Origin of the sequence: Pseudomonas sp. HMSC066A08, assembly GCF_001813025.1 — a bacterium.
In the GTDB taxonomy this organism is placed as follows: domain Bacteria; phylum Pseudomonadota; class Gammaproteobacteria; order Pseudomonadales; family Pseudomonadaceae; genus Pseudomonas; species Pseudomonas aeruginosa.
The window spans coordinates 23,109-44,975 of sequence record NZ_KV811263.1 but is presented as its reverse complement, the minus strand read 5'-3'; the positions used below and the strand labels follow the sequence as shown (position 1 = coordinate 44,975).

At 68.0% G+C, this 21,867-nt stretch carries 20 protein-coding genes; 5 read left to right on the top strand and 15 right to left on the bottom strand.

The features are described from left to right. Positions 1-15 precede the first annotated feature (15 nt). Positions 16-1,566: a BCCT family transporter gene (locus tag HMPREF2886_RS04435; protein WP_039027442.1), complete on the top strand. Its 1,551-nt coding sequence runs from the start codon at positions 16-18 to the stop codon at positions 1,564-1,566. A gap of 218 nt (positions 1,567-1,784) precedes the next feature. Here HMPREF2886_RS04435 and choV read toward each other — a convergent pair whose 3' ends face one another. Genes choV through HMPREF2886_RS04420 form a run of 3 tightly spaced genes read right to left on the bottom strand, consistent with a single transcriptional unit; the run spans position 1,785 to position 4,786 of the window. Next, positions 1,785-2,963: a choline ABC transporter ATP-binding protein gene (gene choV / locus HMPREF2886_RS04430; RefSeq protein ID WP_003096690.1), complete on the bottom strand. Its 1,179-nt coding sequence runs from the start codon at positions 2,961-2,963 to the stop codon at positions 1,785-1,787. Positions 2,964-2,966: 3 nt separating this feature from the next. Then, complete coding sequence (gene choW, locus HMPREF2886_RS04425; RefSeq protein WP_003096692.1) at positions 2,967-3,806, bottom strand: choline ABC transporter permease subunit; 840 nt, start codon at positions 3,804-3,806, stop codon at positions 2,967-2,969. A gap of 41 nt (positions 3,807-3,847) precedes the next feature. Beyond that, positions 3,848-4,786 carry a choline ABC transporter substrate-binding protein gene (locus HMPREF2886_RS04420; RefSeq protein ID WP_003104841.1) on the bottom strand — a complete coding sequence of 313 codons (939 nt, stop codon included), beginning with the start codon at positions 4,784-4,786 and terminating at the stop codon, positions 3,848-3,850. 463 nt (positions 4,787-5,249) lie between these two features. Between HMPREF2886_RS04420 and HMPREF2886_RS04415 the strand changes: the two genes are divergently transcribed. Continuing rightward, positions 5,250-6,626, top strand: a complete 1,377-nt coding sequence (locus HMPREF2886_RS04415) for an L-serine ammonia-lyase (protein ID WP_033972282.1) — start codon at positions 5,250-5,252, stop codon at positions 6,624-6,626. 419 nt (positions 6,627-7,045) lie between these two features. After that, complete coding sequence (locus tag HMPREF2886_RS04410) at positions 7,046-8,149, top strand: choline metabolism transcriptional regulator GbdR (RefSeq protein WP_003096699.1); 1,104 nt, start codon at positions 7,046-7,048, stop codon at positions 8,147-8,149. A gap of 46 nt (positions 8,150-8,195) precedes the next feature. Here the strand turns inward: HMPREF2886_RS04410 and HMPREF2886_RS04405 are convergent, their stop codons facing one another. After that, entirely contained in the window at positions 8,196-8,444 is a 249-nt protein-coding gene (locus HMPREF2886_RS04405; protein WP_033972281.1) for a hypothetical protein, read from the bottom strand. A 268-nt stretch (positions 8,445-8,712) separates the two neighbouring features. Next, positions 8,713-9,606, bottom strand: coding sequence for a LysR family transcriptional regulator (locus HMPREF2886_RS04400; RefSeq protein WP_070746851.1), 894 nt, complete (start codon positions 9,604-9,606; stop codon positions 8,713-8,715). 107 nt (positions 9,607-9,713) lie between these two features. Here HMPREF2886_RS04400 and HMPREF2886_RS04395 point away from each other — a divergent pair, with 107 nt between their 5' ends. Continuing rightward, positions 9,714-10,781, top strand: a complete 1,068-nt coding sequence (locus HMPREF2886_RS04395) for a YeiH family protein (RefSeq protein ID WP_057388730.1) — start codon at positions 9,714-9,716, stop codon at positions 10,779-10,781. Here HMPREF2886_RS04395 and HMPREF2886_RS04390 read toward each other — a convergent pair. From HMPREF2886_RS04390 to HMPREF2886_RS04370, 5 genes are all read right to left on the bottom strand, one after another. Further along, complete coding sequence (locus HMPREF2886_RS04390; RefSeq protein ID WP_033972277.1) at positions 10,725-11,720, bottom strand: acylcarnitine hydrolase; 996 nt, start codon at positions 11,718-11,720, stop codon at positions 10,725-10,727. The genes HMPREF2886_RS04395 and HMPREF2886_RS04390 overlap by 57 nt on opposite strands. Positions 11,721-11,725: 5 nt before the next feature. Next, positions 11,726-12,205 carry a thioesterase family protein gene (locus tag HMPREF2886_RS04385; protein WP_033972276.1) on the bottom strand — a complete coding sequence of 160 codons (480 nt, stop codon included), beginning with the start codon at positions 12,203-12,205 and terminating at the stop codon, positions 11,726-11,728. 50 nt (positions 12,206-12,255) lie between these two features. Next, on the bottom strand, positions 12,256-13,221 hold the full coding sequence (locus HMPREF2886_RS04380; RefSeq protein WP_003106031.1) for an L-carnitine dehydrogenase: 966 nt from the start codon (positions 13,219-13,221) through the stop codon (positions 12,256-12,258). A 50-nt stretch (positions 13,222-13,271) separates the two neighbouring features. Beyond that, entirely contained in the window at positions 13,272-14,156 is an 885-nt protein-coding gene (locus HMPREF2886_RS04375; RefSeq protein WP_033972265.1) for a 3-dehydrocarnitine:acetyl-CoA trimethylamine transferase CdhC, read from the bottom strand. A 71-nt stretch (positions 14,157-14,227) separates the two neighbouring features. Then, complete coding sequence (locus tag HMPREF2886_RS04370; RefSeq protein ID WP_003096718.1) at positions 14,228-15,166, bottom strand: choline ABC transporter substrate-binding protein; 939 nt, start codon at positions 15,164-15,166, stop codon at positions 14,228-14,230. A 210-nt stretch (positions 15,167-15,376) separates the two neighbouring features. Here HMPREF2886_RS04370 and cdhR point away from each other — a divergent pair, with 210 nt between their 5' ends. Continuing rightward, positions 15,377-16,387 (top strand): HTH-type transcriptional regulator CdhR, encoded by a 1,011-nt coding sequence (cdhR, locus tag HMPREF2886_RS04365; protein WP_033972258.1) that lies wholly within the window; start codon positions 15,377-15,379, stop codon positions 16,385-16,387. On the opposite strand, the gene argE is transcribed toward cdhR, so the two are convergent. The 5 genes from argE to cls all read right to left on the bottom strand — a co-directional run bounded on the left by argE (position 16,317) and on the right by cls (position 21,725). Continuing rightward, positions 16,317-17,471, bottom strand: a complete 1,155-nt coding sequence (argE, locus tag HMPREF2886_RS04360; protein ID WP_070746849.1) for an acetylornithine deacetylase — start codon at positions 17,469-17,471, stop codon at positions 16,317-16,319. The two genes, cdhR and argE, sit on opposite strands and share 71 nt — an antisense overlap. A gap of 56 nt (positions 17,472-17,527) precedes the next feature. Next, complete coding sequence (locus HMPREF2886_RS04355) at positions 17,528-18,202, bottom strand: DUF1028 domain-containing protein (RefSeq protein WP_033978532.1); 675 nt, start codon at positions 18,200-18,202, stop codon at positions 17,528-17,530. 13 nt (positions 18,203-18,215) lie between these two features. Continuing rightward, positions 18,216-18,638 carry a RidA family protein gene (locus HMPREF2886_RS04350; RefSeq protein WP_003096732.1) on the bottom strand — a complete coding sequence of 141 codons (423 nt, stop codon included), beginning with the start codon at positions 18,636-18,638 and terminating at the stop codon, positions 18,216-18,218. Beyond that, positions 18,638-19,990 (bottom strand): flavin-containing monooxygenase, encoded by a 1,353-nt coding sequence (locus tag HMPREF2886_RS04345; RefSeq protein WP_052151879.1) that lies wholly within the window; start codon positions 19,988-19,990, stop codon positions 18,638-18,640. The genes HMPREF2886_RS04350 and HMPREF2886_RS04345 overlap by 1 nt, the downstream gene beginning before the upstream one ends. Before the next feature lie 262 nt (positions 19,991-20,252). Next, positions 20,253-21,725: a cardiolipin synthase gene (cls, locus tag HMPREF2886_RS04340; protein ID WP_079387302.1), complete on the bottom strand. Its 1,473-nt coding sequence runs from the start codon at positions 21,723-21,725 to the stop codon at positions 20,253-20,255. Positions 21,726-21,867 lie beyond the last annotated feature (142 nt).

Below are 21,867 nucleotides of genomic sequence, written 5' to 3'. Positions count from 1 at the left end.
CGTCTGAATCCGATCGTGTTCTTCGGCTCGACCGCACTGATCCTGGTTCTGACCGCCGCCCTCATCCTCTATCCCGACAGCGCCGGAGCCTTGCTCGGCCGCATCCAGGCGTGGCTGTCGCACAGCTTCGGCTGGTACTACATGCTGGCCATCGGCGCCTACCTGTTCTTCGTCGCCTGGGTGGCCTTCTCGCGCTTCGGCACCCTCAAGCTCGGCGAGGAACATGAAAAGCCGGACTTCAGCTACGGCGCCTGGGCCGGCATGCTGTTCTCCTCCGGGATCGGCATCTCGCTGCTCTACTTCGCCGCATCCGAGCCGATCGACCACCTCTACCACCCGCCCGAAGGCATTCCCGGCAGCCCTCAGGCGGCGCGCCAGGCGCTGCAACTGACCTTCCTCCACTGGGGCCTGCACGGCTGGGCGATCTATGCCCTGGTCGGACTCGCCGTCGGTTATTTCGCCTATCGCCATCGCCAGCCGCTGGCGTTGCGCTCGGCGCTCTATCCGATCCTCGGCGAGCGCTGGGTGAAAGGCGCCGCGGGCCACGCGGTGGATTGCTTCGGCATCTTCGTCACCCTTCTCGGGCTGGTGACCAACCTGGGCATCGGCGCCTTGCAGGTGTCGTCCGGTCTCGAGTACCTGACCGGCATGCCGCACAACAAAGGCACCCTGCTGGCGGTGATCCTGGCGATGAGCCTGGTCGCCACCCTGGCGGCGGTCTCCGGTGTCGAGAAAGGCATCCGCCGGCTGTCCAACCTGAATATCGTGTTGTTCAGCTCGCTGCTGCTGTTCGTGCTGGTCTGCGGTTCGACCCTGGAACTGCTCAACGGCTTCGTACAGAACCTCGGCGATTATCTCGACGGCCTGGTGCTGAAGACCTTCGACCTCTACGTCTACACCGGTGCCGGCGCCGGCAAGAGCGAGGAATGGCTGGGCCTGTGGACCCTGTTCTACTGGGCCTGGTGGATTTCCTGGGCGCCCTTCGTCGGTATGTTCATCGCCCGCATCTCCCGCGGTCGCAGCGTGCGCGAACTGGTCTGCGGGGTGCTGCTGATCCCGCTGGGCTTCACCCTGGCCTGGCTGTCGGTATTCGGCAACAGCGCCCTGGACCTGGTGATGAACCACGGCGCGACCGACCTGGGCAAGGCCGCGCTGGAACAGCCGTCGATGTCGATCTACCTGCTGCTGGAACACTACCCGCTGTCGAAGATCGTCATCGGCCTGTCGATCTTCGTCGGCTTCGTGCTGTTCCTCACCCCGGCGGATTCCGGCTCGGTGATGCTGGCCAATCTCTCTCGCAGCGGCGGCGAACTGGACGAGGACGCGCCGAACTGGCTGCGTATCCTCTGGTCGGCCGTCGTCACGCTAGTCACCATCGGTCTGCTGTTCGCCGGCAACTTCACGGCGATGCAAACCGTCGTGGTGCTCGCCGGGCTGCCGTTCTCGGCGGTGCTGATCCTGTTCATGTTCGGCCTGCACAAGGCCATGCGCGCCGACTACGAGGCCCAGGTCGGCGACCGCCGCACCTACCAGCCGGTGCCGGCGCCAACCCAGCCCCAGGCCTGAACCCGGCGCCGCCAGGGCGCCCTCTCCAATCAGGTGCGTACTTGGCCCGGCGAAACGCCGGGCCTTTCTTTTCTGCCTCCCGGTCGCCCGGCGCATGCCGTAGGAAACGGCGCGCGGGAGCGTGCGAAAGGAAGAACAGACGGAAAAAGCGCGGAGGGTAAACGCGAATGCCCGGCAGCGCCGGGCATTCGCAGCGGTCCCGAGTGGGCCGTGGGGGATCAGCCGAGGTTCTTGCCCAGCAACGCGTGATACAGCTCGCTGTCGCCGAGCACTCCGACCACCCTGTCCTGCTCCTGAAGGACCAGCTTGTGGCCGGTCTGGTAGCGAATCTGCAGGGCATCGCGCATACGGATGCTGACATCCACCAGGGTCGGTTCGCGGCGCAGCTTCTCCACCGGGTCGCCCTGGCGCCAGCGTTGCAGGTCGATGACGTTGCTACCCTGGCGCGCGCCCTTGAGCACGTCGCCTTCGCTGAGACCGATCCAGCAGTCGCGGCCCTGGTCGAAGCAGATCTCGTCGTTCTGCCGGATGCACTGGTCGAGGCCACGCATCAGGCTCTGGCCGCACAGCACGTTGAGCGGGTTGGTATGGGCGACGAAGGTACGCACATAGTCGTCCGCCGGGCTCAGCACGATCTCTTCCGGCTTGCCGTGCTGGATGATCCGGCCGTCCTTCATGATCGCGATGCGGGTGCCGATCTTCAGCGCCTCGTCGAGGTCGTGGCTGACGAACACGATGGTCTTGTGCAGTTGCCGTTGCAGCACCAGCAGTTCGTCCTGCAATTGCTGGCGGATCAACGGGTCGAGGGCGGAGAACGGTTCGTCCATCAACAGGATGTCGCCATCCATCGCCAGCGCGCGAGCCAGGCCGACGCGCTGCTGCATGCCACCGGAGAGCGAGTCGGGACGCTTGTCGCGCCACTGCGAGAGACCGACCAGCTCGAGCTTCTCGTCGATCAGCTTCTTCCGCTCGGCGGCCGGGCGGCCCTGCATCTCCAGGCCGAAGCCGACGTTCTCGGCCACCGTCAGCCAGGGCATCAGGGCGAACTTCTGGAACACCATGGCGATGCGCTTGGTACGCATGGCCTTGAGGGTCGCCGGCGAGCAGTTGGCGATGTCCACCTGCGAACCTTCGTGCTCGATCAGCAGCTTGCCGCGGCTGACCTTGTTCAGGCCGTTGATGCAGCGCAGCAGGCTCGACTTGCCGGAGCCGGAAAGTCCCATCAGCACGCAGATCTCGCCGCGGTTGACGTCCAGGCAGGCGTCCTCGACGCCGAGCACCTGGCCGGTGCGCTTGAGGATCTCGGCGCGGCCGAGGCCCTGGTCGAGGAGCTTCAGGGCTTCCTTGGTGTGGGTACCGAAGATGACGTCCACATGGTCGAATCGGATCGCGGTCATGGCTTATTTCCCCTTCACGGCGCGCTGCTTGCACACCCGGTCGAGCAGGATGGCGAGCAGGACGATGGCCAGGCCGGCTTCGAAGCCGAGGGAGATGTCGGCGGTGTTCAGCGCGTTCACCACCGGCTTGCCGAGGCCATCGGCGCCGACCAGCGCGGCGATCACCACCATCGACAGGGAGAGCATGATGCATTGGGTGATGCCGGCGGCGATGCTCGGCATCGCGTGCGGCAGCTCGATGCGCGTCAGCAGTTGCCAGCGCGAGCAGCCGAAGGCCTTGCCGGCGTCGAGCAGCTCCGCCGGAACGTCCTGGATACCCAGGCAGGTCAGGCGGATCGGCGCGGCGACGGCGAAGATCACCGTGGAGATCAGGCCCGGTACCACGCCGAGGCCGAACAGGGTCAGGGTCGGGATCAGGTAGACGAAGGTCGGCACCGTCTGCATCAGGTCCAGCAGCGGCCGCAGCGCGGTGTAGAACCACGGCTTGTGCGCGGCGACGATGCCCAGCGGCACGCCCACGGCGATGCACACCAGGGTGGCGAATATCACCTGGGCGAGGGTTTCCATGGTCTCCTGCCAGTAGCCCAGGTTGAGGATCAGCAGCAACGAGGCCAGGGCGAACACGGTCAGCCCCCAGCTGCGCTGGATGAAATGCACCAGCCCTACCAGCAAGGCGATCAGCACCAGCGGGTTGAACCAGAGCAAGCCGTTGGTGACGCCATGGATGAGGAACTCCAGGGTGTCGGAGATCTTGTCGAAGAACGATGCGCCATGCAGGGTCAGCCAGTCGACGAAACCGGCGATCTGCTCTCCCAGCGGGAGCTTGTGATCAGTCAGGAACATAATCAGGGTCCATCAAGAGCGGGAAATGAACGACCGGTCGCCTACTTGGCGAACGCCAGCTTGGCCGCGGCTGCGGCAGGCTGCCCGTCGCGGGTGGTGACACCGGCCAGCCAGGCATCCAGCTGTTCCGGGTGATCCTTCAACCAGGCCTTAGCGGCTTCCTCGGGTTTCTTGTTTTCGTTGAGTACCGCGTCCATCAGCTTGTTCTCCATCTCGAGGGTGAAGCTGAGGTTCTTCAGCAGTTGGCCGACGTTGGCGCACTCCTGGGCGTAGCCCTTGCGCACGTTGGTGTAGATGGTCGCGCCGCCATAGTTGGGGCCGAAGAAGTCGTCGCCGCCTTCCAGGTACTTCATCTGGAAGCGGGTATTCATGGGGTGCGGCTCCCAGCCGAGGAACACCACCCACTGGTTGCGCCGGATGGCCCGCTGCACCTGCGAGAGCATGCCCGCCTCGCTGGATTCCACCAACTTGAACTTGCCCAGTTCGAAGGCGTTCTTGTCGATCATGCTCTGGGCGACGCGGTTGCCGTCGTTGCCCGGTTCGATGCCGTAGATCTTGTTGCCCAGCTTGTCGGAGAACTTCGCGATATCGGCGAAGCTGCGCAGGCCGCCGTCGTAGACGTACTGGGGAACCGCCAGGGTGTACTTGGCGCCCTCCAGGTTGGCGCGCAGCGTCTCGACCGTGCCTTTCTCGGCGTACTGCTTGATGTCGTTGGTCATGGTGGGCATCCAGTTGCCCAGGAATACGTCGAGGTCGTTGTTGGCCAGGGAGCGGTAGGTCACCGGCACCGAGAGCAGATTGACCTTGGTCTTGTAGCCGAGGGACTCGAGGACCTGGCGGGTGACCGCGGTGGTCACTGTGATGTCGGTCCAGCCGACGTCGGCGAAACGCACCGACGCACAGGATTCGGGCTCCGCGGCCTGGGCTGCCAGCGGTGCGCACAGAGACACGGCCAGCAGCCAAGACTTGCAACCTTTCATAGCGAACTCCTCTGCAGGGTAAGGCGCCGGCGCTACCCCGAAGGGCGCGGCGGTCTGTCTGTATCGGGCCGACCGGTAGCGGCCCTCAGCGGGCAATTCGTGAACGATCATGAAACAGGACGCATCCGTCGCCTACAGGGTGGGTCGCAACCAGTGCAGGCGGGGTCGCATTCAGTACCCGCTGTGTCGCATTCAATCATAGTGGTCTTTGCCGGCGACCAGCGGATGCCGTTTTCGGAGCGGCGCGAGCCCGTTCTCATTCCGACGCCGTGCAGGTGCAGACGCCCCTCGGCCGCAGAGGTTCCCCGATCCGGCCGCGGACGCGGCGCTTTTGGACATGGCCGGGTCGGTGGCGGATGCGGCCCGCCCCAGGGAAAGCCCGATGATGCGCAGGAATCGCGGGCGGAGGAGCCGCCACCCCCACTACGCAGGCACGGATGCCGCGGCAATCCCGGAGGCCGGCATGGCTATCAGTGTGTTCGACCTTTTCAAGATCGGTATCGGCCCGTCCAGTTCGCATACCGTCGGCCCCATGCGCGCCGCCGCGCTGTTCACCGCTGCCCTGCGCCAACGCCAGGCGCTGTCGGCGGTGCGGCGTCTCGAAGTGCGCCTGTATGGCTCGCTGTCCGCCACCGGCGTCGGCCACGGCACCGATCGCGCGGTGATCATGGGCCTGATGGGCGAATGGCCGGATCGTATCGACCCGACCCAGATCGCCCCGCGCATGGCCGCGCTGCTCGATAGCGGCCTGCTGCAACTGGACGGCCGCGTACCGGTACCGTTCGACTGGGTGCGCGACATGCGCCTGCTCGACGAGAACCTGCCCTACCACCCCAACGCCATGACCCTGGTCGCCTACGGCGAGCAAGACGAACTGCACCAGGAGACCTACTACTCGGTGGGCGGCGGCTTCGTGGTCGATGCGGCACAGGCCGCCTCGGGGCAGCTCGACCAGGACCACACGGTGCTGCCCTACGACTTCTCCAGCGCCGAGGAACTGTTGCTGCTGTGCAAGCGCCACAACCTGCGGGTATCCGAGCTGATGCTGGCCAACGAACGCATCTGGCGCAGCGAGACCGACATCCGCGAAGGCCTGCGGCGCATCTGGCAGGCGATGCGCGATTGCGTCGACAACGGGTTGCGCAACGAAGGCATCCTTCCCGGCGGGCTCAACGTGCAACGCCGCGCCGCGCGCCTGCACCGCAACCTGCAGGAGATCGGCAAGCCCAACGTGATCGGCTCGACCCTCAGCGCCATGGAATGGGTCAACCTGTTCGCCCTGGCGGTGAACGAGGAGAACGCCGCCGGCGGGCGCATGGTCACCGCGCCCACCAATGGCGCGGCAGGGATCATCCCGGCGGTGCTGCACTACTATATGAAGTTCAATCCCGACGCCCAGGACCGCGACGTCGTCGACTACCTGCTGGCCGCCGCCGCGGTGGGCATCCTGTGCAAGAAGAACGCCTCGATCTCCGGTGCCGAGGTCGGCTGCCAGGGCGAGGTCGGCTCGGCCTGCGCGATGGCCGCCGCCGGGCTGGCGGAAGTCCTCGGCGCCACCCCGGCGCAGGTCGAGAACGCCGCCGAGATCGGCCTGGAGCACAACCTCGGGCTGACCTGCGACCCGGTCGGCGGGCTGGTCCAGGTGCCCTGTATCGAGCGCAACGCGATCGCCGCGGTGAAGGCCATCAACGCGGCGCAAATGGCCTTGCGCGGCGACGGCCAGCATTTCATCTCGCTGGACAAGGTGATCCGCACCATGCGCGACACCGGCGCCGACATGCACGACAAGTACAAGGAAACCTCGCGCGGGGGCCTGGCGGTGAACGCCATCGAGTGCTGAACCGGAATTGCTCACGAAACGATCGAGACGCCACTTTTTGGCGCATATGGCGCGTGACCGAGCGGTCGCCATCCGTCACACTGCGGGGTAACGGCTCGCCGCCCGTCGTTACCTTTGTCGCCACGGCCGTTGCCCCGCCTTCTCGCCGGGGGCTGCCCTGGTGCTACCGAAATGCCCAGGCGCGCGGCGCGCCGCCAGCCGTCGCCCATGCTGTCGTTGTGCCAGGCCCGAGTGGAAATACCGGGCTAAAGCCTTCCGGCTTTTTTGATTGAACGCCCAATCAATATAGGCATGGCATTTGCCTTGCTCTGGTTACAAGCAACGCCGACGGCGTGGCCCAAGCAGCCACCCGGAAATTCCAACAATCATAAAAAAAGCCTCGTGAGAGGCCTGCTTGCTCAGCGTGAGGAGATACACCCATGACCACGTACGCGCCCGGAGTCCCGCCACAGAACCGAAATCCGCAGTCCATCGGCTTCCTGCTGCTGGACAACTTCACCCTGATCTCCCTGGCCTCGGCGGTGGAACCGTTGCGCATGGCCAACCAGCTCTCGGGACGCGAACTCTACCGCTGGCATACGCTTAGCCTGGACGGCCGCCAGGTCTGGGCCAGCGACGGCCTGCAGATCACCCCCGACGCCGGTACCGACAACGCCCCGGCGGTGGATTGCGTGATCGTCTGCGGCGGCGTCGGCATCCAGCGCAGCGTCACCCGCGAGCACGTCACTTTCCTCCAGGCCCAGGCCCGCCAGGGTCGGCGCCTCGGTGCGGTGTGCACCGGCAGTTGGGCGCTGGCCCGCGCCGGCCTGCTCGACGGCTACGATTGCAGCGTGCACTGGGAATGCCTGGCGGCGATGCAGGAAGCCTTCCCCCGGGTGGCCATGAGCACCCGCCTGTTCTCCATCGACCGCAACCGCTTCACCTCTTCCGGCGGCACCGCGCCGATGGACATGATGCTGCATCTGATCGGCCGCGAGCATGGCCGCGAGCTGTCGGCGGCGATCTCCGAGATGTTCATCTACGAGCGCATCCGCAACGAGCAGGACCACCAGCGCGTGCCGCTCAAGCACATGCTCGGCACCAACCAGCCGAAGTTGCAGGAGATCGTCGCGCTGATGGAGGCCAACCTGGAGGAACCGATCGACCTCGACGAACTGGCGGTCTACGTCAACGTCTCGCGTCGCCAGCTCGAGCGGCTGTTCCAGAAGTACCTGCACTGCTCGCCGTCGCGCTACTACCTGAAGCTGCGCCTGATCCGCGCCCGCCAGTTGCTCAAGCAGACGTCCATGTCGATCATCGAGGTGGCCTCGGTCTGCGGCTTCGTCTCCACCCCGCACTTCTCCAAGTGCTACCGCGAGTACTTCGGCATCCCGCCGCGCGACGAGCGCCAGGGTCAGCCGCTGGGCCAGCCGGTGGTGTTGATGCCGATCCCGCAGGACCTGGCGCTGATGCCCAACTCCTCGGCGCTGTCGGCCCTGAGCCAGGCGCAGGGCGAGTCGACCTTCGCCAGCGTGCGGATCTGACGGCGCGTCCCTGCCCGCCCCGTCCACGGGAGCGGGCAGGGCCTTATCAGCCCCGCGGCACCAGCGCCGGCAGCAGTTGCCGGGAAATCGCCTCGCGTACCGCCGGGAGCAGCGTGGCGTGCCCGCCGAGCATGTCCTCCACCAGCCGCCGCAGCGCCTGGGCGCGCTCCGGGCTGAGGCCGCGCACGGCGTATTCGCAGGCCTGCTCCGGGGTCGCCTCCGGCGGCACACTGAAGCCCAGCGCCTGCAGGCGTTCGCGGAAATCGTCCTGGTCGATCAGATCGGCGTGCATCATCGCGGCAGCTCCTTCGCTGGGTGTCTGCGGCGATTCTGCGGAGCCCGCGCCGCTCCCGGCAAGGGGGCTGTCCCGCCTGGGCATGGACAGGTCGTTTTCGGCTAATTCGACCGCCAGCGACACCGCCACAATCGCCTCCAGCGGCTTGCGGAATGCAGCGGACGGCTTCCGGAAAACGCCAGACTCACACTGAGGGCCGTTCCTGGCTCCTTTTTCATCCCCCTCCGCGCGTCGGGCGCGGCAGGGGGATTTTTTTGCCGGAAGCCGGCTAGCCGGCGCCGAGTCCCGCCCGACAGTGTTCCCAGAAACGCTCGAAGCCCGGCGAGAGGAACTTGTCGCGCTGGCGCAGCATGTAGAAGCGCCGGCACAACGGCGGCAGGCTGCTGCGCAGTTCGACCAGCGCGCCGGAGGCCAACTGTTCCTCGACCACCCAGCGCGACAGGCAACTGATGCCCAGCCCGGCGGCGACGCTGTGCTTGATCGCCTCGGAGCTGCCCAGGTCCAGGCTGTCTTCCAGGTAATGCAGGTGGCCCAGCAGGGCGTGGCTGACCTCCTCGCGCGTGCCCGAGCCGGGCTCGCGCAGCAACCAGCGCGCCCGGCGCAGGGCCTCGCGGGAGACCTGGGTGCGCGAGGCCAGCGGGTGGCCGGGCGCCGCCACCACGATCAGGCTGTCCTCGAGCCAGGGCTCCACCCGCAGGCCCGGCTCGTGGCAGGGGCCTTCGATGAGGCCGATGTCCGCCGCGAAGGTCACCACGTCCTGCACCGCCGAACCGGTGTTGCCGATGCTGGCGTTGACCCTCACGCCCGGCTGCTCGCGCTCGAAGGAGGCCAGCAGGCGCGGCAGCACGTAGTTGCCGATGGTGCTGCTGGCCGCCACCGTCAGGCTCGCCTGGGGCGCGGCGGAAACCGCGAACTGCTGCTCCAGTTGCGCCACCCCGTCGAGCAGGCGCAATGCCTGGGGCAGGAAGCGGCGGCCGACTTCGTTCAGTTGCAGGCGCTTGCCTACCCGGTCGAACAGGCGCGTGGAAAGCTGCGACTCCAGCTCGTTGAGCGCGGCGCTGGTGGCCGACTGCGACAGCGAGATGGATTCCGCCGCCGCCGTGGTACTGCCGCAGCGAGCCACCGCACAGAAGATCTGCAGTTGACGGAAACTGAGGGCCATGGACTCACCTACCTGTTTTTCAGGTATTTAATACAGAAACTATTCGTTTCACAAATTCATGCCCGCTACCTAACCTGCGTCCCGTGACCTCACCTGAGGAGCGAAGGATGCACACCCTCCCCGTCAAGACCGGTACCAGACCCCTGGCCCAGGTCCAGAAACTCATCCCCGGCCTGCTGCTCAGCGCCGCCCTGGCCGGCGTGGCGATCCTCCTGGGTCGTTCGCAATGGTTGCAGCACAACGGCATCAGCGCGCTGACCCTGGCCATCGTGCTCGGCATCGTCGTCGGCAACACCCTGTACCCTCGGATCGCCGCCGGCAGCGCCGCCGGCGTCGGCTTCTCCAAGCAGATCCTGCTGCGCGCCGGGATCATCCTCTACGGCCTGCGCCTGACCTTCCAGGACATCGCCGGCGTCGGGTTGCACGGCGTGCTGCTGGACGCCCTGATGCTCGCCAGCACCTTCGGCCTGGCGTGCCTGCTCGGCACCCGGCTGTTCGGCCTGGACCGCACCACCACCCTGCTGATCGGCGCCGGCAGTTCGATCTGCGGCGCCGCCGCGGTGATGGCCACCGAGCCGGTGGTGCGCGGCCGTGCCGAACAGGTCGCGGTGGCGGTCTCCACCGTGGTGGTGTTCGGCACCCTGGGCATCTTCCTCTATCCGGCGCTGTTCCAGTTCGACCAGGTCTGGGGGCTGCTACCGCGCGACCCTGGCACCTGGGGCGTGTACATCGGTGCCACGGTGCACGAGGTGGCCCAGGTGGTCGCCGCGGGTCGCTCGATCGGCATCGAGGCAGCGGATACCGCGGTGATCGCCAAGATGGTCCGGGTAATGATGTTGGCGCCCTTCCTGATCCTGCTCTCGGCCTGGCTGGCACGCGACAAGGCGCACCGCCGGCAGCACAGCGGCGCGACCAAGATCGCCATTCCCTGGTTCGCCGTCGGCTTCGTACTGGTCGCCGGGCTCAACTCGCTGGTCAGCCTGCCGCCGGCGCTGGTCAGCCACGTCAACGACCTCGACACCTTCCTCCTGGCCATGGCGATGGCCGGCCTCGGCCTCGGCACGCACCTCTCGGCGATCCGCCGCGCCGGCCTCAAGCCGCTGCTGCTGGCCGCACTGCTATTCGCCTGGCTGGTGCTCGGCGGTGGATTCCTCACCCGCCTGGCGCTCGCCTGAGTCCTCCGCCAGGAAGCCCTGCACGGCCCGCCGCAAGGCCTCGTGCAGGGCCTCCACCTCGTCGATGCCGTGGCCGCGCAGGCAGCCATGGACCAGTCCGCTTCCCGGATAGAACCCTGCCTCGCCACCCGCCGCGCGTAGCGCTGCGCCATAGCGCTCGCCATCGTCGCGCAGCGGATCGAATTCGGCGACCGCCACGAAGGCCGGCGGCAGGCCAGTGAAATCGGCGGCCTCCAGCGGCAGCGCCAGCGGCTGTCGGTGCAGCGCCGCCAGCGGCAGGTAGGCGTCCAGGCACGCCTGCACATCGCCGAGGCCGAGCAACGGGGCGTCGACGCAGTCGATCCGCGAGGGCGATGGCGCGGCGGACAGCAAGGGATAGAGCAATATCTGCGCGGCCGGCGACGGCGCGCCGCCATCGCGCAGGGCAAGGCACAGCGCCGCCGCCAGGTTGCCGCCGGCGCTGTCGCCGGCTACCAGCAGGCGTCGCCCATCCAGCGCTTCGTCCAGCTCGCCCAGGCTCAGCGCCTGCCAGGCACGCAGGCAATCCTGCAATGCCGCCGGGAACGGATGCTCCGGCGCCAGTCGGTAATCCACCGCCAGCACCAGCAGGCCCAGGCGTGCCGCCAGGTCGGCGCAGATGAAATCGTGTGAATCGAGGCCACCGAGCATCCAGCCGCCACCGTGCAGGTAGAGCAGCGCCGGCCAGCCGCCGGGCGGTGCCGGGCGGTCGGGGCGATAGCGGCGCACGCGCACCGGCGGCGCGGCCGGCAAACAGGAGTCGAGCACCCGCAAACCGGCCGGCCGCGGCGGCGCGAACGCCTTGCACATCCGCGCGTAGGCCGCACGTTGCGCATCCAGGCGCGGACTGTCGCTGGCGAACGCCCGGCTGTGCTCGACGAAGCGCCACATCGCCGGAGACAGCGGATACTTCGCAGCCATCGCGCTCAGCGCACCGGCGGCAGGCCGATCACCCGACCGACGCCTTCCGGCACGGGGAGCGCGCGATGTGTCTCGGCGAGCGCCTCGACCCGCGCCAGCACCTCGCCTTCGAACGGTACCGAGCGCGGGCCGTCGAGGCTGACGTGGAGCAGCATCTGCTCGCTCAGCGCCAGCGCCTGCCCGTTTCCAGGCAGGTACAGGGCATGGTGGATATGCAGGCGCTTGCGATCGTGACCGAGCAGTTGCGTGCGCACCTCGACCCTGGCGCCCTCCTTCACCTCATGGAGGAAGTTCAGGTGGCATTCCAGGGTGAACAGCGAGTGTCCGCTGGCGTCACGGTTCTGGCTGTCCAGGCCGATATGCGCCATCAGCGCATCGGTGGCGTAGCTGAACACCAGCAGGTAGAAGGCATCGCGCAAGTGGCCGTTGTAGTCCACCCACTCGGACAGGACCGGCGTTTCGTAGGTCGTCAGGGCTTGGCTCATGGCAGGCTCCGTGGTTGCGCTCCGCCCGGCGGGACGGAAGGCGCGTCATGTCACTCGGCGAAGGCGAAGCCGTGCCGGGCCTTGGTTTCCCTGATCGCCCCGAGCACCGCCAGCAGGCAGTCGTCGCGGTAGCGCTCGAGCTCGGCGATGCTGCGCGCGCCCTGCTGCTCGGCGGTGCCCTCCACCACCCGGTCGATCAGGGCCTCGGTGAGTTCCGGCGCCGGCAGGTAGGTCCAGGGCAGTTGCAGCGCCGGACCGAACTGCGCCATGAAGTGGCGCATGCCGGCGTTGCCACCGGCCAGGGTGTAGGTCAGGAAGGTGCCCATGAACGACCAGCGCAGGCCGGCGCCGAAGCGGATCGCATCGTCGATCTCGCCGGTCGTGGCCACGCCGTCGTTGACCAGGTGCAGCGCCTCGCGCCAGAGCGCCTCGAGCAAGCGGTCGGCGATGAAGCCGGGCACTTCCTTGCGTACGTGCAGCGGACGCATGCCCAGCGACTCGTAGACCCGCATCGCCGCCCGCACGGCCTCGACAGCGGTGCGTTCGCCGCCGACCACCTCCACCAGCGGCAGCAGGTAGACCGGATTGAAGGGGTGGCCGACCAGGCAGCGCTCGGGGTGGCTCGCCTCGGCGTAGAACTCGCTGGGCAGCAGGCCCGAGGTAGACGAACCGATCAGCACGTCGGGCCGCGCCGCGGCGCTGATCCTGGCGTGCAGGTCGAGCTTCAGGTCGAGCCGCTCGGGGGCGCTCTCCTGGATGAAATCGGCGTCGCCCACGCATTCCTCGATGCTCGCGACGAAGCGCAGGCGCTCCTGCGCCGCGCCGGGCGCCAGGCCCTGTTTCCGCAAGGCCGGCCAGGCATTGGCGACGCGCGCGCGCAACGCCGCTTCGGCGCCCGGCGCCGGATCCCAGGCGACGACGTCGAGGCCGTGGGCCAGGGCGCGGGCGATCCAGCCGCTGCCGATGACGCCGCTACCGAGGGCGGCGAAGGTCTTGATCTCGGTGACGAAGGACATGGACATCTCCAGATGTTGTTCCCGCCCCCAACGGGGCGGGGAGGAAGAAATCAGCGCGGCTTCAGGTTCATCCTGCGGCGCCCTTCCGCCGGGCTCAGGGCGCGCCCGCCGAGGCGCTCGATGATCTCGATGGCGCGCTCCACCAGGCTGCCGTTGCTCGCCGGCACGCCCTTGTCCAGCCAGATGTTGTCCTCCAGGCCGACCCGTACGTTGCCGCCCAGCAACATGGCCTGGGCGACCATCGGCATCTGCGTGCGGCCGATGCCGAAGCCGGCCCAGGTCGCCCCCGGCGGCAGGTTGTCGGCCATCGCCTTCATGGTCGTGGTATCGGCCGGCGCGCCCCAGGGAATGCCCAGGCAGATCTGGAACAGCGGATCCTCCAGCAGCCCTTCCTTGAGCATCTGCTTGGCGAACCAGAGGTGGCCGGTATCGAAGATCTCCAGCTCGGCCTTGACCCCCAGCTCGGTGATGCGCCGGGCGCCGGCGCGCAGCTGCGCAGGGGTGGAGACGTAGATGTAGTCGCCGTCGCCGAAATTGAGGGTGCCGCAGTCCAGGGTGCAGATTTCCGGCAGCAGCTCCTCGACATGCCTGAGCCGCTCCAGCGGGCCGACCAGGTCGGTGCCGGCACCGAACTCCAGGGGCCGCTCGCCCTTGCCGATCTCCAGGTCGCCGCCCATGCCGGCGGTGAGGTTGATGATCACGTCGGTGTCGCTTTCGCGGATACGCTCGACCACTTCGCGGTACAGCGCCACGTCGCGGCTGGGCTTGCCGGTGGCGGGATCGCGGACGTGGCAGTGGGCGACGGTGGCGCCGGCCCTGGCCGCCTCGATGGCGGCCTCGGCAATCTGTTTCGGGGTGACCGGGATCGCCGGATGCCGGCCGACGGTATCGCCGGCGCCGGTCACCGCGCAGGTGACGATGACTTCATGGTTCACGGTGGTAGCTTCCTGTATTCGGGTGTACGAAGCCCCGCCCGGCCGCGCCGGGCGGAACGGATAGGTGCGGATTACTTCAGCGAGGCCTGGAGCGCGGCCAGGCCGTCCTTGCCGTCGAAGGTGCTCACGCCATCCAGCCAGGCCTTCAGTGGCTCGGGGTTGGCCTTCAGCCACTGGCGCGCGGCGTCGAGGGGCTGGGTGCGATCGAGGATCGGTGCCATCACCTGGCTGACCTGTGCGCTGCTGAAGCGCAGGTTGTGCAGCAGCCGGGCGACGTTGCCGCACTGCGCCTGGTAGCCGGCGGCGGTCATGGTGGAGACGGTGGCCGCGCCTTCGTCGGGACCGAACACATCCTCGCTGCCGGTGAGGTAGGTCATGTCGATCTGCAGGTTCATCGGATGCGGCTTCCAGCCGAAGAACACCACCCACTGCTTGCGCTTGATCGCCCGCTTCACCGCCGTGAGCATCCCGGCCTCGCTGGACTCCACCAGTTGGAAGCCCTTCAGGCCGAAACGGTTGTCGTCGATCATCTTCCGGGTGATGCGGTTCGAGCCGCTGCCCGGCTCGATGGCGTAGATGCGGCCGCCAAGCTTGTCCTTGAAGCGGGCGATGTCGGCGAAGGTCTTCAGCCCGCCCTCGGCGACGTAGCTAGGCACCGCATAGGTGGACTGCGCGTCGGCCAGGGTCGGCGGCTCGATCACTTCGATCCGGCCTTTGTCCAGGTAAGGCCTGGCGACCGGCTGCATGGTCGGTTGCCAGTAGCCGAGGAACAGGTCCAGCTGCTTGTCGGCCAGGCCGGCCAGGACGATCTGTTGCGAGGCGCTGGTCTGCTTCACCTGGTAGCCCAGGCCATCGAGCAAGGCTTCGGCCACGGCGCTGCTGGCGACCACGTCGGTCCAGTTCACCGTGCCCAGGCGCACTGTGCGGCACTGCTCGGGTTCTGCGGCCAGGGCGGCGCCACTGGCCAGGATCAGCAGGGCACAGCCCAGCTGGCGAATCGTCGTCTTCATCGGTCTCCCCTCGTGCGGCTATTGATTGTTTTTCTGCGAGGTGGGCGCCGGCCCCTTGCGAGACCGGCCCTGGCGACCAAGGTACGCAGCCGGGATGGCGGCGAAGCGCACTGCGGCGACCAGCTCTTGCACTGCAGCGACCTGGCCATTGCCAAGCGCGGCGGGCCTGCGCTACACACAGGCTGCGCAACCTCGACCCCGGAGCGCCCCATGTCCCAGGACTTCTGGTTTCTGCTGCTGCCCGGCTTCTCGGTAATGGGCTTCGTTTCCGCCGTGGAGCCACTGCGAGTGGCCAACCGCTTCCACGCCGACCTCTACCGCTGGCACGTGCTCAGCGCCGACGGCGGCCCGGTGCTGGCCAGCAATGGCATGTCGGTGAACAGCGACGGCGCGCTGGAGCCGTTGAAGAAAGGCGACCTGCTGTTCGTGGTGGCCGGTTTCGAGCCGCTGCGGGCGGTCACCCCGGCCCTGGTGCAGTGGCTGCGCAAGCTCGACCGCAACGGCGTGACCCTCGGCGGCATCGATACCGGCAGCGTGGTGCTGGCCGAGGCCGGTCTGCTCGACGGGCGCCGCGCGACCCTGCACTGGGAGGCCATCGGCGCCTTCCAGGAGTCCTACCCGCAACTGAGCGTGACCCAGGAGCTGTTCGAGATCGACGGTCCGCGCATCACCTCGGCCGGCGGCACCGCCTCCATCGACCTGATGCTCGACCTGATCGCCCAGGCCCATGGCCCGCAACTGGCGGTGCAGGTTTCCGAGCAGTTCGTGCTCGGCCGCATCCGCCCGCGCCAGGATCACCAGCGCCTGCAGGTGGCGACCCGCTATGGCGTGAGCAACCGCAAGCTGGTGCAGGTGATCGGCGAGATGGAGCGGCATACCGAGCCGCCACTGACCACCCTGGAGCTGGCCGAGCGCATCCAGGTCACCCGCCGCCAGCTGGAACGGCTGTTCCGCGTGCACCTGGACGACACGCCCTCGAACTTCTACCTCGGCCTGCGCCTGGACAAGGCCCGCCAGTTGCTGCGCCAGACCGACCTCAGCGTGCTACAGGTGAGCCTGGCCTGCGGCTTCGAGTCGCCTTCGTACTTCTCCCGCAGCTACCGCGCACGCTTCGCCGCCAGTCCCAGCCAGGATCGCGCGGTGCTGCCGCTCAAGGCTCCCGCAGCCACGCCGCCAGGCGCGCCAGCAGGGCGTCGCACGCCTCGAGCTGAGCGAGGCTGACGAACTCGTCCGGCTTGTGGCCCTGGTCCATGCTGCCGGGACCGCAGATCACCGCCGGGATACCGGCCTGGTGGAACAGCCCGCCCTCGGTGCCGAAGGCCACGGTGGAGAAATCCGTCGAACCGCTGAGCAGACCGATCAGCTCCGCCGCCTGGCTGTCGTCTGCGGTGAGCAGGCCGGGATAGGCCGATAGCGGCGTGAAGCGGATATCGGTACTTCGCTCCACCGCGCGCATCCGCGGCAGCAGTTCGCTTTCGGCATAGTCGCGGAGTTCCTCGGCGACCTGTCGCGGGTCGTCCGCCGGCAGCGCGCGGACCTCGAAGTCGAAGCGGCACTCGGCGGGCACGATGTTCAGCGCCCGGCCGCCCTGGATCAGTCCGGTCTGCACCGTCGAATAGGGCGGGTCGAAACGCCGGTCGTGGCGCTCCGGTGCCGCCAGGCGCGCGCCGATCTCGCCGAGGCGACCGATCAGCCGCGCAGCGTATTCGATGGCATTCACCCCTTGCGGCGCGTAGGCCGAATGGCAGGCCGCGCCGTGCACCTCGCAGCGCATGGCCAGCTTGCCCTTGTGGCCGAGCACCGGCTTCAGCTCGGTGGGCTCGCCGATGATGCACAGCAACGGCTTGTGCGGACGCCGCTCCAGCGCCGCGAGCAGCGAACGGACGCCCAGGCAGCCGACTTCCTCGTCGTAGGAGAACGCCAGGTGCACCGGCAGGCGCAACGGCGCGGCGAGGAACGCCGGGACGGCCGCCAGCACGCAGGCCAGGTAGCCCTTCATGTCCGCCGTGCCACGCCCGTAGAGGCGGCCATCGCGCTCGCTGAGCCGGAACGGCGGCACGCTCCAGGCCTGGCCGTCCGCCGGCACCACGTCGGTATGCCCGGAAAGGCAGACGCCGCCACGGTCGCTGGGGCCGATGGTGGCATAGAGATTGGCCTTGCGGCCGTCGGCATCGAAGAACAGTTCGCTGTCGACGCCGAAACACGCCAGGTAGTCGCGGACGTAGTCGATCAGCGCCAGGTTGGACTCGCGGCTGACGGTGTCGAAGGCCACCAGGTCGGCGAGGATGTCGCGGCTGCCGGGCATGTCGAACTCCAGGGCGCAGGTCTCGCGCTGCGCCGTCGAGGAAGGGAACGACCCGCTCACTCGTCGCCGGGCACGCCGTAGCTCGGCGCACGGGTCGGGTCGAGGGCGCGGGTCACATAGTCCTGCATCTGCGGCTTGTAGGCGAGCCACAGTCGCTCGAGCTGGCCGATGGGGTCGTGCTCGACCCAGTCGACGCGCAGGTCGACCACCGGCCAGAGCAGGTCGCCGACCACCGACAGCGCCGCCGAATGCACCGGCCCGGCTTCGCCGCCAGCGGCCAGCGCGGCACGCATCGCCGCCAGCAGGCGCTCGGCGAGCAGGCCTTCGGCGTTCTCGAAGGCATCCACCATCGCCTCGATCACTTCCGGCGCGGCCAGCAGGTTGCCGGCCGCCACGCATTGTTCGCCGGCCCGCGCATGGTGGACGCCGAGCGCCTCGCGGCCGGTGAACAACGCGGTGCGGCCGTGCTGGTCGATCACCGTGACCTGGCGATACTGCCCATAGCCGTTGCTGCTCAGCGCCTGGTCCAGCGCTTCGCCAGGGGCCAGGCCCTGGTCGAGGCGGTCGAGGATCTGCGGGCCGAGCGCCGGCAGGGTGATGTTCTGCGTAGCCACCGCGCCAGTGCCGGCGCGCAGCCAGGGACAACGGGCGCCGACGGCGATGCTCGACGAGCTGATGGCGATGCCCAGCTGGCCGGTTTCGGCACAGCGGCCGACGATGGAAAAGGTCATGGCGCGCGCCTCCTCATTGCTGCCAGTCGTCGGGAATCACCGCGATCACGTCGATCTCCATCAGCCACTGCGGCTGGCCGAGGGCCGAGACCACCAGTCCGGTGGAGATCGGGAACACCCCTTTGAGCCACTTGCCGACCTCGCGATAGACCGGCTCGCGGTAGCGCGGATCGATCAGGTAGGTGGTGGTCTTGACGATGTGCGAGAGGTCGCTGCCGGCTTCCTCCAGCAGTTGCTTGACGTTCTTCATCGCCTGCTCGGCCTGGGCGCGCGGGTCGCCGAGGCCGACCAGGTTGCCGTCGAAGTCGGTGCCGACCTGGCCGCGCACGTACACCGTGTTGCCGGCGCGCACGGCCTGGCAGAGATCGTTGTCCAGGGACTGGTTGGGGTAGGTGTCCTTGGTGTTGAACATGCGAATACGGGTATGGGTAGGCATCAGCTGACTTCCTGGAGGCTGGTTTGCGGAGCTTGCGAGGCGCGGTCCTGCTCCTGGCGCTGGACGGCGTCGCGGTATGCGAGGTACTTGCGCTGGATGGCGATGTGGTCGGCGACATGGCGCGCGTCGTGCCAGACGCCCCAGATGAACGAGGAGCCGCGCCGCGACAGCCAGGGCAGGCCGATGAAGTACACGCCGGGTTCGCTGGACACGCCACGCTGGTGGCGCGGCTTGCCGTTGCGGTCGAAGGCATCGACCTGCAGCCAGCCGAAGTCGACGGCATAGCCGGTGGCCCAGATGATGCTGCCCACCCCGGCCTCGGCCAGGTCCAGTTCGAGGATCGGATCGGTCACGCACTGCGGGTCCGGCAGCCGGCGGCGCGCCTCGGGCTCTTCCGGCAGGTCGAGGCCGTTGCGGGCGACATAGGCGTCGGCGGCGTCGAGCAACGCCAGGTAGTTCTCGTCGCCGCGCGCCAGGTTCTCCGCCAGGTCCGGCCGGAAGGTCGCGACGCCATCGACGAAGGATTCGGTCAGTCCGACCAGGGTCACGCCCTGATGCGCCAGGGCGCGGAAGTCCACGGTATGTCCGCCGCGGGCACCGCTCACGGCGATGGTCACATGCTCACGGCCGGGCTTGGCGACTTCCGCGTCCCATTCGCCGAGCACGCCCAGCCACCAGCAGAAGTCGCGGTTGCGGTAGGAACGCGGCGGACGGTCATGGGCGCCCACCGAAAGGTAGACCTGGCGCCCGGCACGTTGCAGCTCGTCGGCGATCTGTACCCCCGACGAACCGGCGCCGACCACCAGTACCGCGCCTTCGGGCAACTGCTGCGGGTTGTAGTAGTGGGCCGAGTGGATCTGCCGGATACGCTCGTCGCGCGGCGCGATCGGCGGGATTACCGGACGCTGGAACGGGCCGGTGGCGGCGACCACGCGGTTGGCCTCGATGGTCCCGGCGGAGGTTTCCACGGTGAAGCCGGGGCGGCCGACATTGCGCACCACCTTCCTCACCTCGACGCCGGTACGGATCGGCGCGTCGAATTTCTTCGCGTAGGCCTCGAAATAGGCCGCCACCTGGTCCTTGCCGGGGAAACCGTCGGGATCGATGTCGAATTCCATTCCCGGGAAGCGGTCGTGCCAGGCCGGGCCGTTGGCCACCAGCGAGTCCCAGCGTCCGCTGCGCCATGCCTCGGCGATGCGGTTGCGCTCCAGGACCAGGTGCGGCACGCCGAGCCGGCTCAGGTGCTCGCTCATCGCCACGCCGGCCTGGCCGGCGCCGACGACGAGGGTGTCGGTCTTTTCCACGATCCCGTCCGTGCGCGAGGGCAAGGCGGTGCGATTCAGGTCGGTCATGGCTCGGTTCCTCGGACTCTGGTCGTTCTTGTTCTGCGGTTGCGTGATGGCCGCATTCTGTTCAGAGCCGGGGAATAGCGAAATTATGATTTTTGTAGTCGCTGGCTAGGGAAAAGCTGCACGCCCGCGCGGTCGGCGGGCGGCAGAGGCGTCGCTCAGGACCTGCCGACGATCTGGCGAGCTGGAGAAGCCGGGCGAAAACGGCCGGGGAAGAAGCCGTTTCCAACGCAGTTTTGCCGACGTGCAGAGTCCGCGAAGGTTTTCAGAGGATCGGCGAGACCAGCCGCGCCACGCGCATCCCCAGTTGCTGCAGGCGGCGCACGCTGCGGCGGTCTTCCGGAGTGAATTCGAGCGACTCGGCGAAATCCGCCTCGAGCATCGCCTCCACCTCGCCGGCGAAGCCCTCGTCGACGGTCACCACCATCACCTCGAAATTCAAGCGGAACGAACGGTTGTCCAGGTTGGCGCTGCCGACGGCGGCGGTGTCGCGGTCCACCAGCACCACCTTCTGGTGGAGGAAGCCGGGTTGGTAGCGGAACACCTTGACTCCGGCACGGATCGCCTCCAGCGCGTAGAGGCTGGACGCGGCATACACCGTGCGGTGGTCCGGGCGCGAGGGGATCAGCAGGCGCACGTCGACGCCGCGCAGCACCGCCAGGCGCAGGGCGGCCATCACCGCTTCGTCGGGAACGAAATACGGCGAGGTGATCCAGACCCGCTCGTGGGCGGCGTTGATCATCTCGACGAAGAACAGCGAGCAGGTTTCCTGGGCATCCGCCGGGCCGCTGGCGACCACCTGGCAGAGCGCGCCCTCGCTGTCGTACTGCGGCGGCAGGATCAGCGGCGGCAGGCTGTGGGTCGCCCAGTACCAATCCTCGGCGAAGCTTTCCTGCAGGCACGCCACCGCCGGCCCGCGCAGTTCCATGTGGGTGTCGCGCCAGGGCGCCAGCGGCGGCTTCTCGCCGAGGTACTCGACGCCGACGTTATGCCCGCCGACGAAACCGCACTCGCCATCCACCACCACGACCTTGCGGTGGTTGCGGAAATTCACCTGGAAGCGGTTGAGCATGCCGCTGCCGGTGCTGAAGCCATGCACCTGCACGCCGCCCTGGCGCAGCCGCTCGACATAGCGGTGCGGCAGCGCGTGGCTGCCGATGGCGTCATAGAGGAAGAACACCTCGACGCCGTTGGCCGCGCGTTCCAGCAGCAGTTGCTGGAGGCGCTGGCCGAGGGCGTCGTCGCGGACGATGAAGAACTGCACCAGGATCACCTGACGGGCGGCGGAGATCGCCTTGAACATCGCCTCGAAGCTGGCCTCGCCGTTCACCAGCAGGCGCACCCGGTTGTTCGCCAGGGTCGGCGTGCGGGTCATCCGCACCAGCGCCTTGAGCCCCTTGTAGCCGCTGACCTGGCGGGCCGCCAGGGCCTCCTCGACCCAGGGACGCCAGTCCAGCTCGGCGGCCGCCAGGTGCATCTCGCGGTTGGCCTGGCGCCGCGCCTCGATGTAGGCGTCGAAACGGCTGCGACCGAACACCAGGTACGGCAGCAGGGTCAGGTACGGCATGAATACCAACGAGGTGGCCCAGGCGATCGCGCCCTGGGCGGTGCGCACGGTGAGCACGGCATGGATGGCGGCGACGAAGCCGAGTACCTGGATACCGACCAGCAGCAGGCCGAGGTAGGTGGTGGAGGTCATTGCGCGAGGTCGATCCTTGTCCACTCCGGTGGTGGCCATCATAGCCCTCTCCGGGGTAGGTCTGGCCAGCCTGGCAAACAGCCAGGGAGCGAGGCGGGATTGGCAGGATCCGTGGTATCGACGTCATTCGGCCGCGTTCGCCCTGCCCTACGCTGTTCCCATCGAAAACCACCGCAGACCG

Coding starts and splice junctions, on each gene's coding strand:
- choV (WP_003096690.1), bottom strand. CDS start 2,963: ATGACCGCGATCCGATTCGACCATGTGGACGTCATCTTCGGTACCCAC.
- choW (WP_003096692.1), bottom strand. CDS start 3,806: ATGTTCCTGACTGATCACAAGCTCCCGCTGGGAGAGCAGATCGCCGGT.
- HMPREF2886_RS04420 (WP_003104841.1), bottom strand. CDS start 4,786: ATGAAAGGTTGCAAGTCTTGGCTGCTGGCCGTGTCTCTGTGCGCACCG.
- HMPREF2886_RS04415 (WP_033972282.1), top strand. CDS start 5,250: ATGGCTATCAGTGTGTTCGACCTTTTCAAGATCGGTATCGGCCCGTCC.
- HMPREF2886_RS04410 (WP_003096699.1), top strand. CDS start 7,046: ATGACCACGTACGCGCCCGGAGTCCCGCCACAGAACCGAAATCCGCAG.
- HMPREF2886_RS04405 (WP_033972281.1), bottom strand. CDS start 8,444: ATGATGCACGCCGATCTGATCGACCAGGACGATTTCCGCGAACGCCTG.
- HMPREF2886_RS04400 (WP_070746851.1), bottom strand. CDS start 9,606: ATGGCCCTCAGTTTCCGTCAACTGCAGATCTTCTGTGCGGTGGCTCGC.
- HMPREF2886_RS04395 (WP_057388730.1), top strand. CDS start 9,714: ATGCACACCCTCCCCGTCAAGACCGGTACCAGACCCCTGGCCCAGGTC.
- HMPREF2886_RS04390 (WP_033972277.1), bottom strand. CDS start 11,720: ATGGCTGCGAAGTATCCGCTGTCTCCGGCGATGTGGCGCTTCGTCGAG.
- HMPREF2886_RS04385 (WP_033972276.1), bottom strand. CDS start 12,205: ATGAGCCAAGCCCTGACGACCTACGAAACGCCGGTCCTGTCCGAGTGG.
- HMPREF2886_RS04380 (WP_003106031.1), bottom strand. CDS start 13,221: ATGTCCTTCGTCACCGAGATCAAGACCTTCGCCGCCCTCGGTAGCGGC.
- HMPREF2886_RS04370 (WP_003096718.1), bottom strand. CDS start 15,166: ATGAAGACGACGATTCGCCAGCTGGGCTGTGCCCTGCTGATCCTGGCC.
- cdhR (WP_033972258.1), top strand. CDS start 15,377: ATGTCCCAGGACTTCTGGTTTCTGCTGCTGCCCGGCTTCTCGGTAATG.
- argE (WP_070746849.1), bottom strand. CDS start 17,471: ATGCCCGGCAGCCGCGACATCCTCGCCGACCTGGTGGCCTTCGACACC.
- HMPREF2886_RS04355 (WP_033978532.1), bottom strand. CDS start 18,202: ATGACCTTTTCCATCGTCGGCCGCTGTGCCGAAACCGGCCAGCTGGGC.
- HMPREF2886_RS04350 (WP_003096732.1), bottom strand. CDS start 18,638: ATGCCTACCCATACCCGTATTCGCATGTTCAACACCAAGGACACCTAC.
- HMPREF2886_RS04345 (WP_052151879.1), bottom strand. CDS start 19,990: ATGACCGACCTGAATCGCACCGCCTTGCCCTCGCGCACGGACGGGATC.
- cls (WP_079387302.1), bottom strand. CDS start 21,725: ATGGCCACCACCGGAGTGGACAAGGATCGACCTCGCGCAATGACCTCC.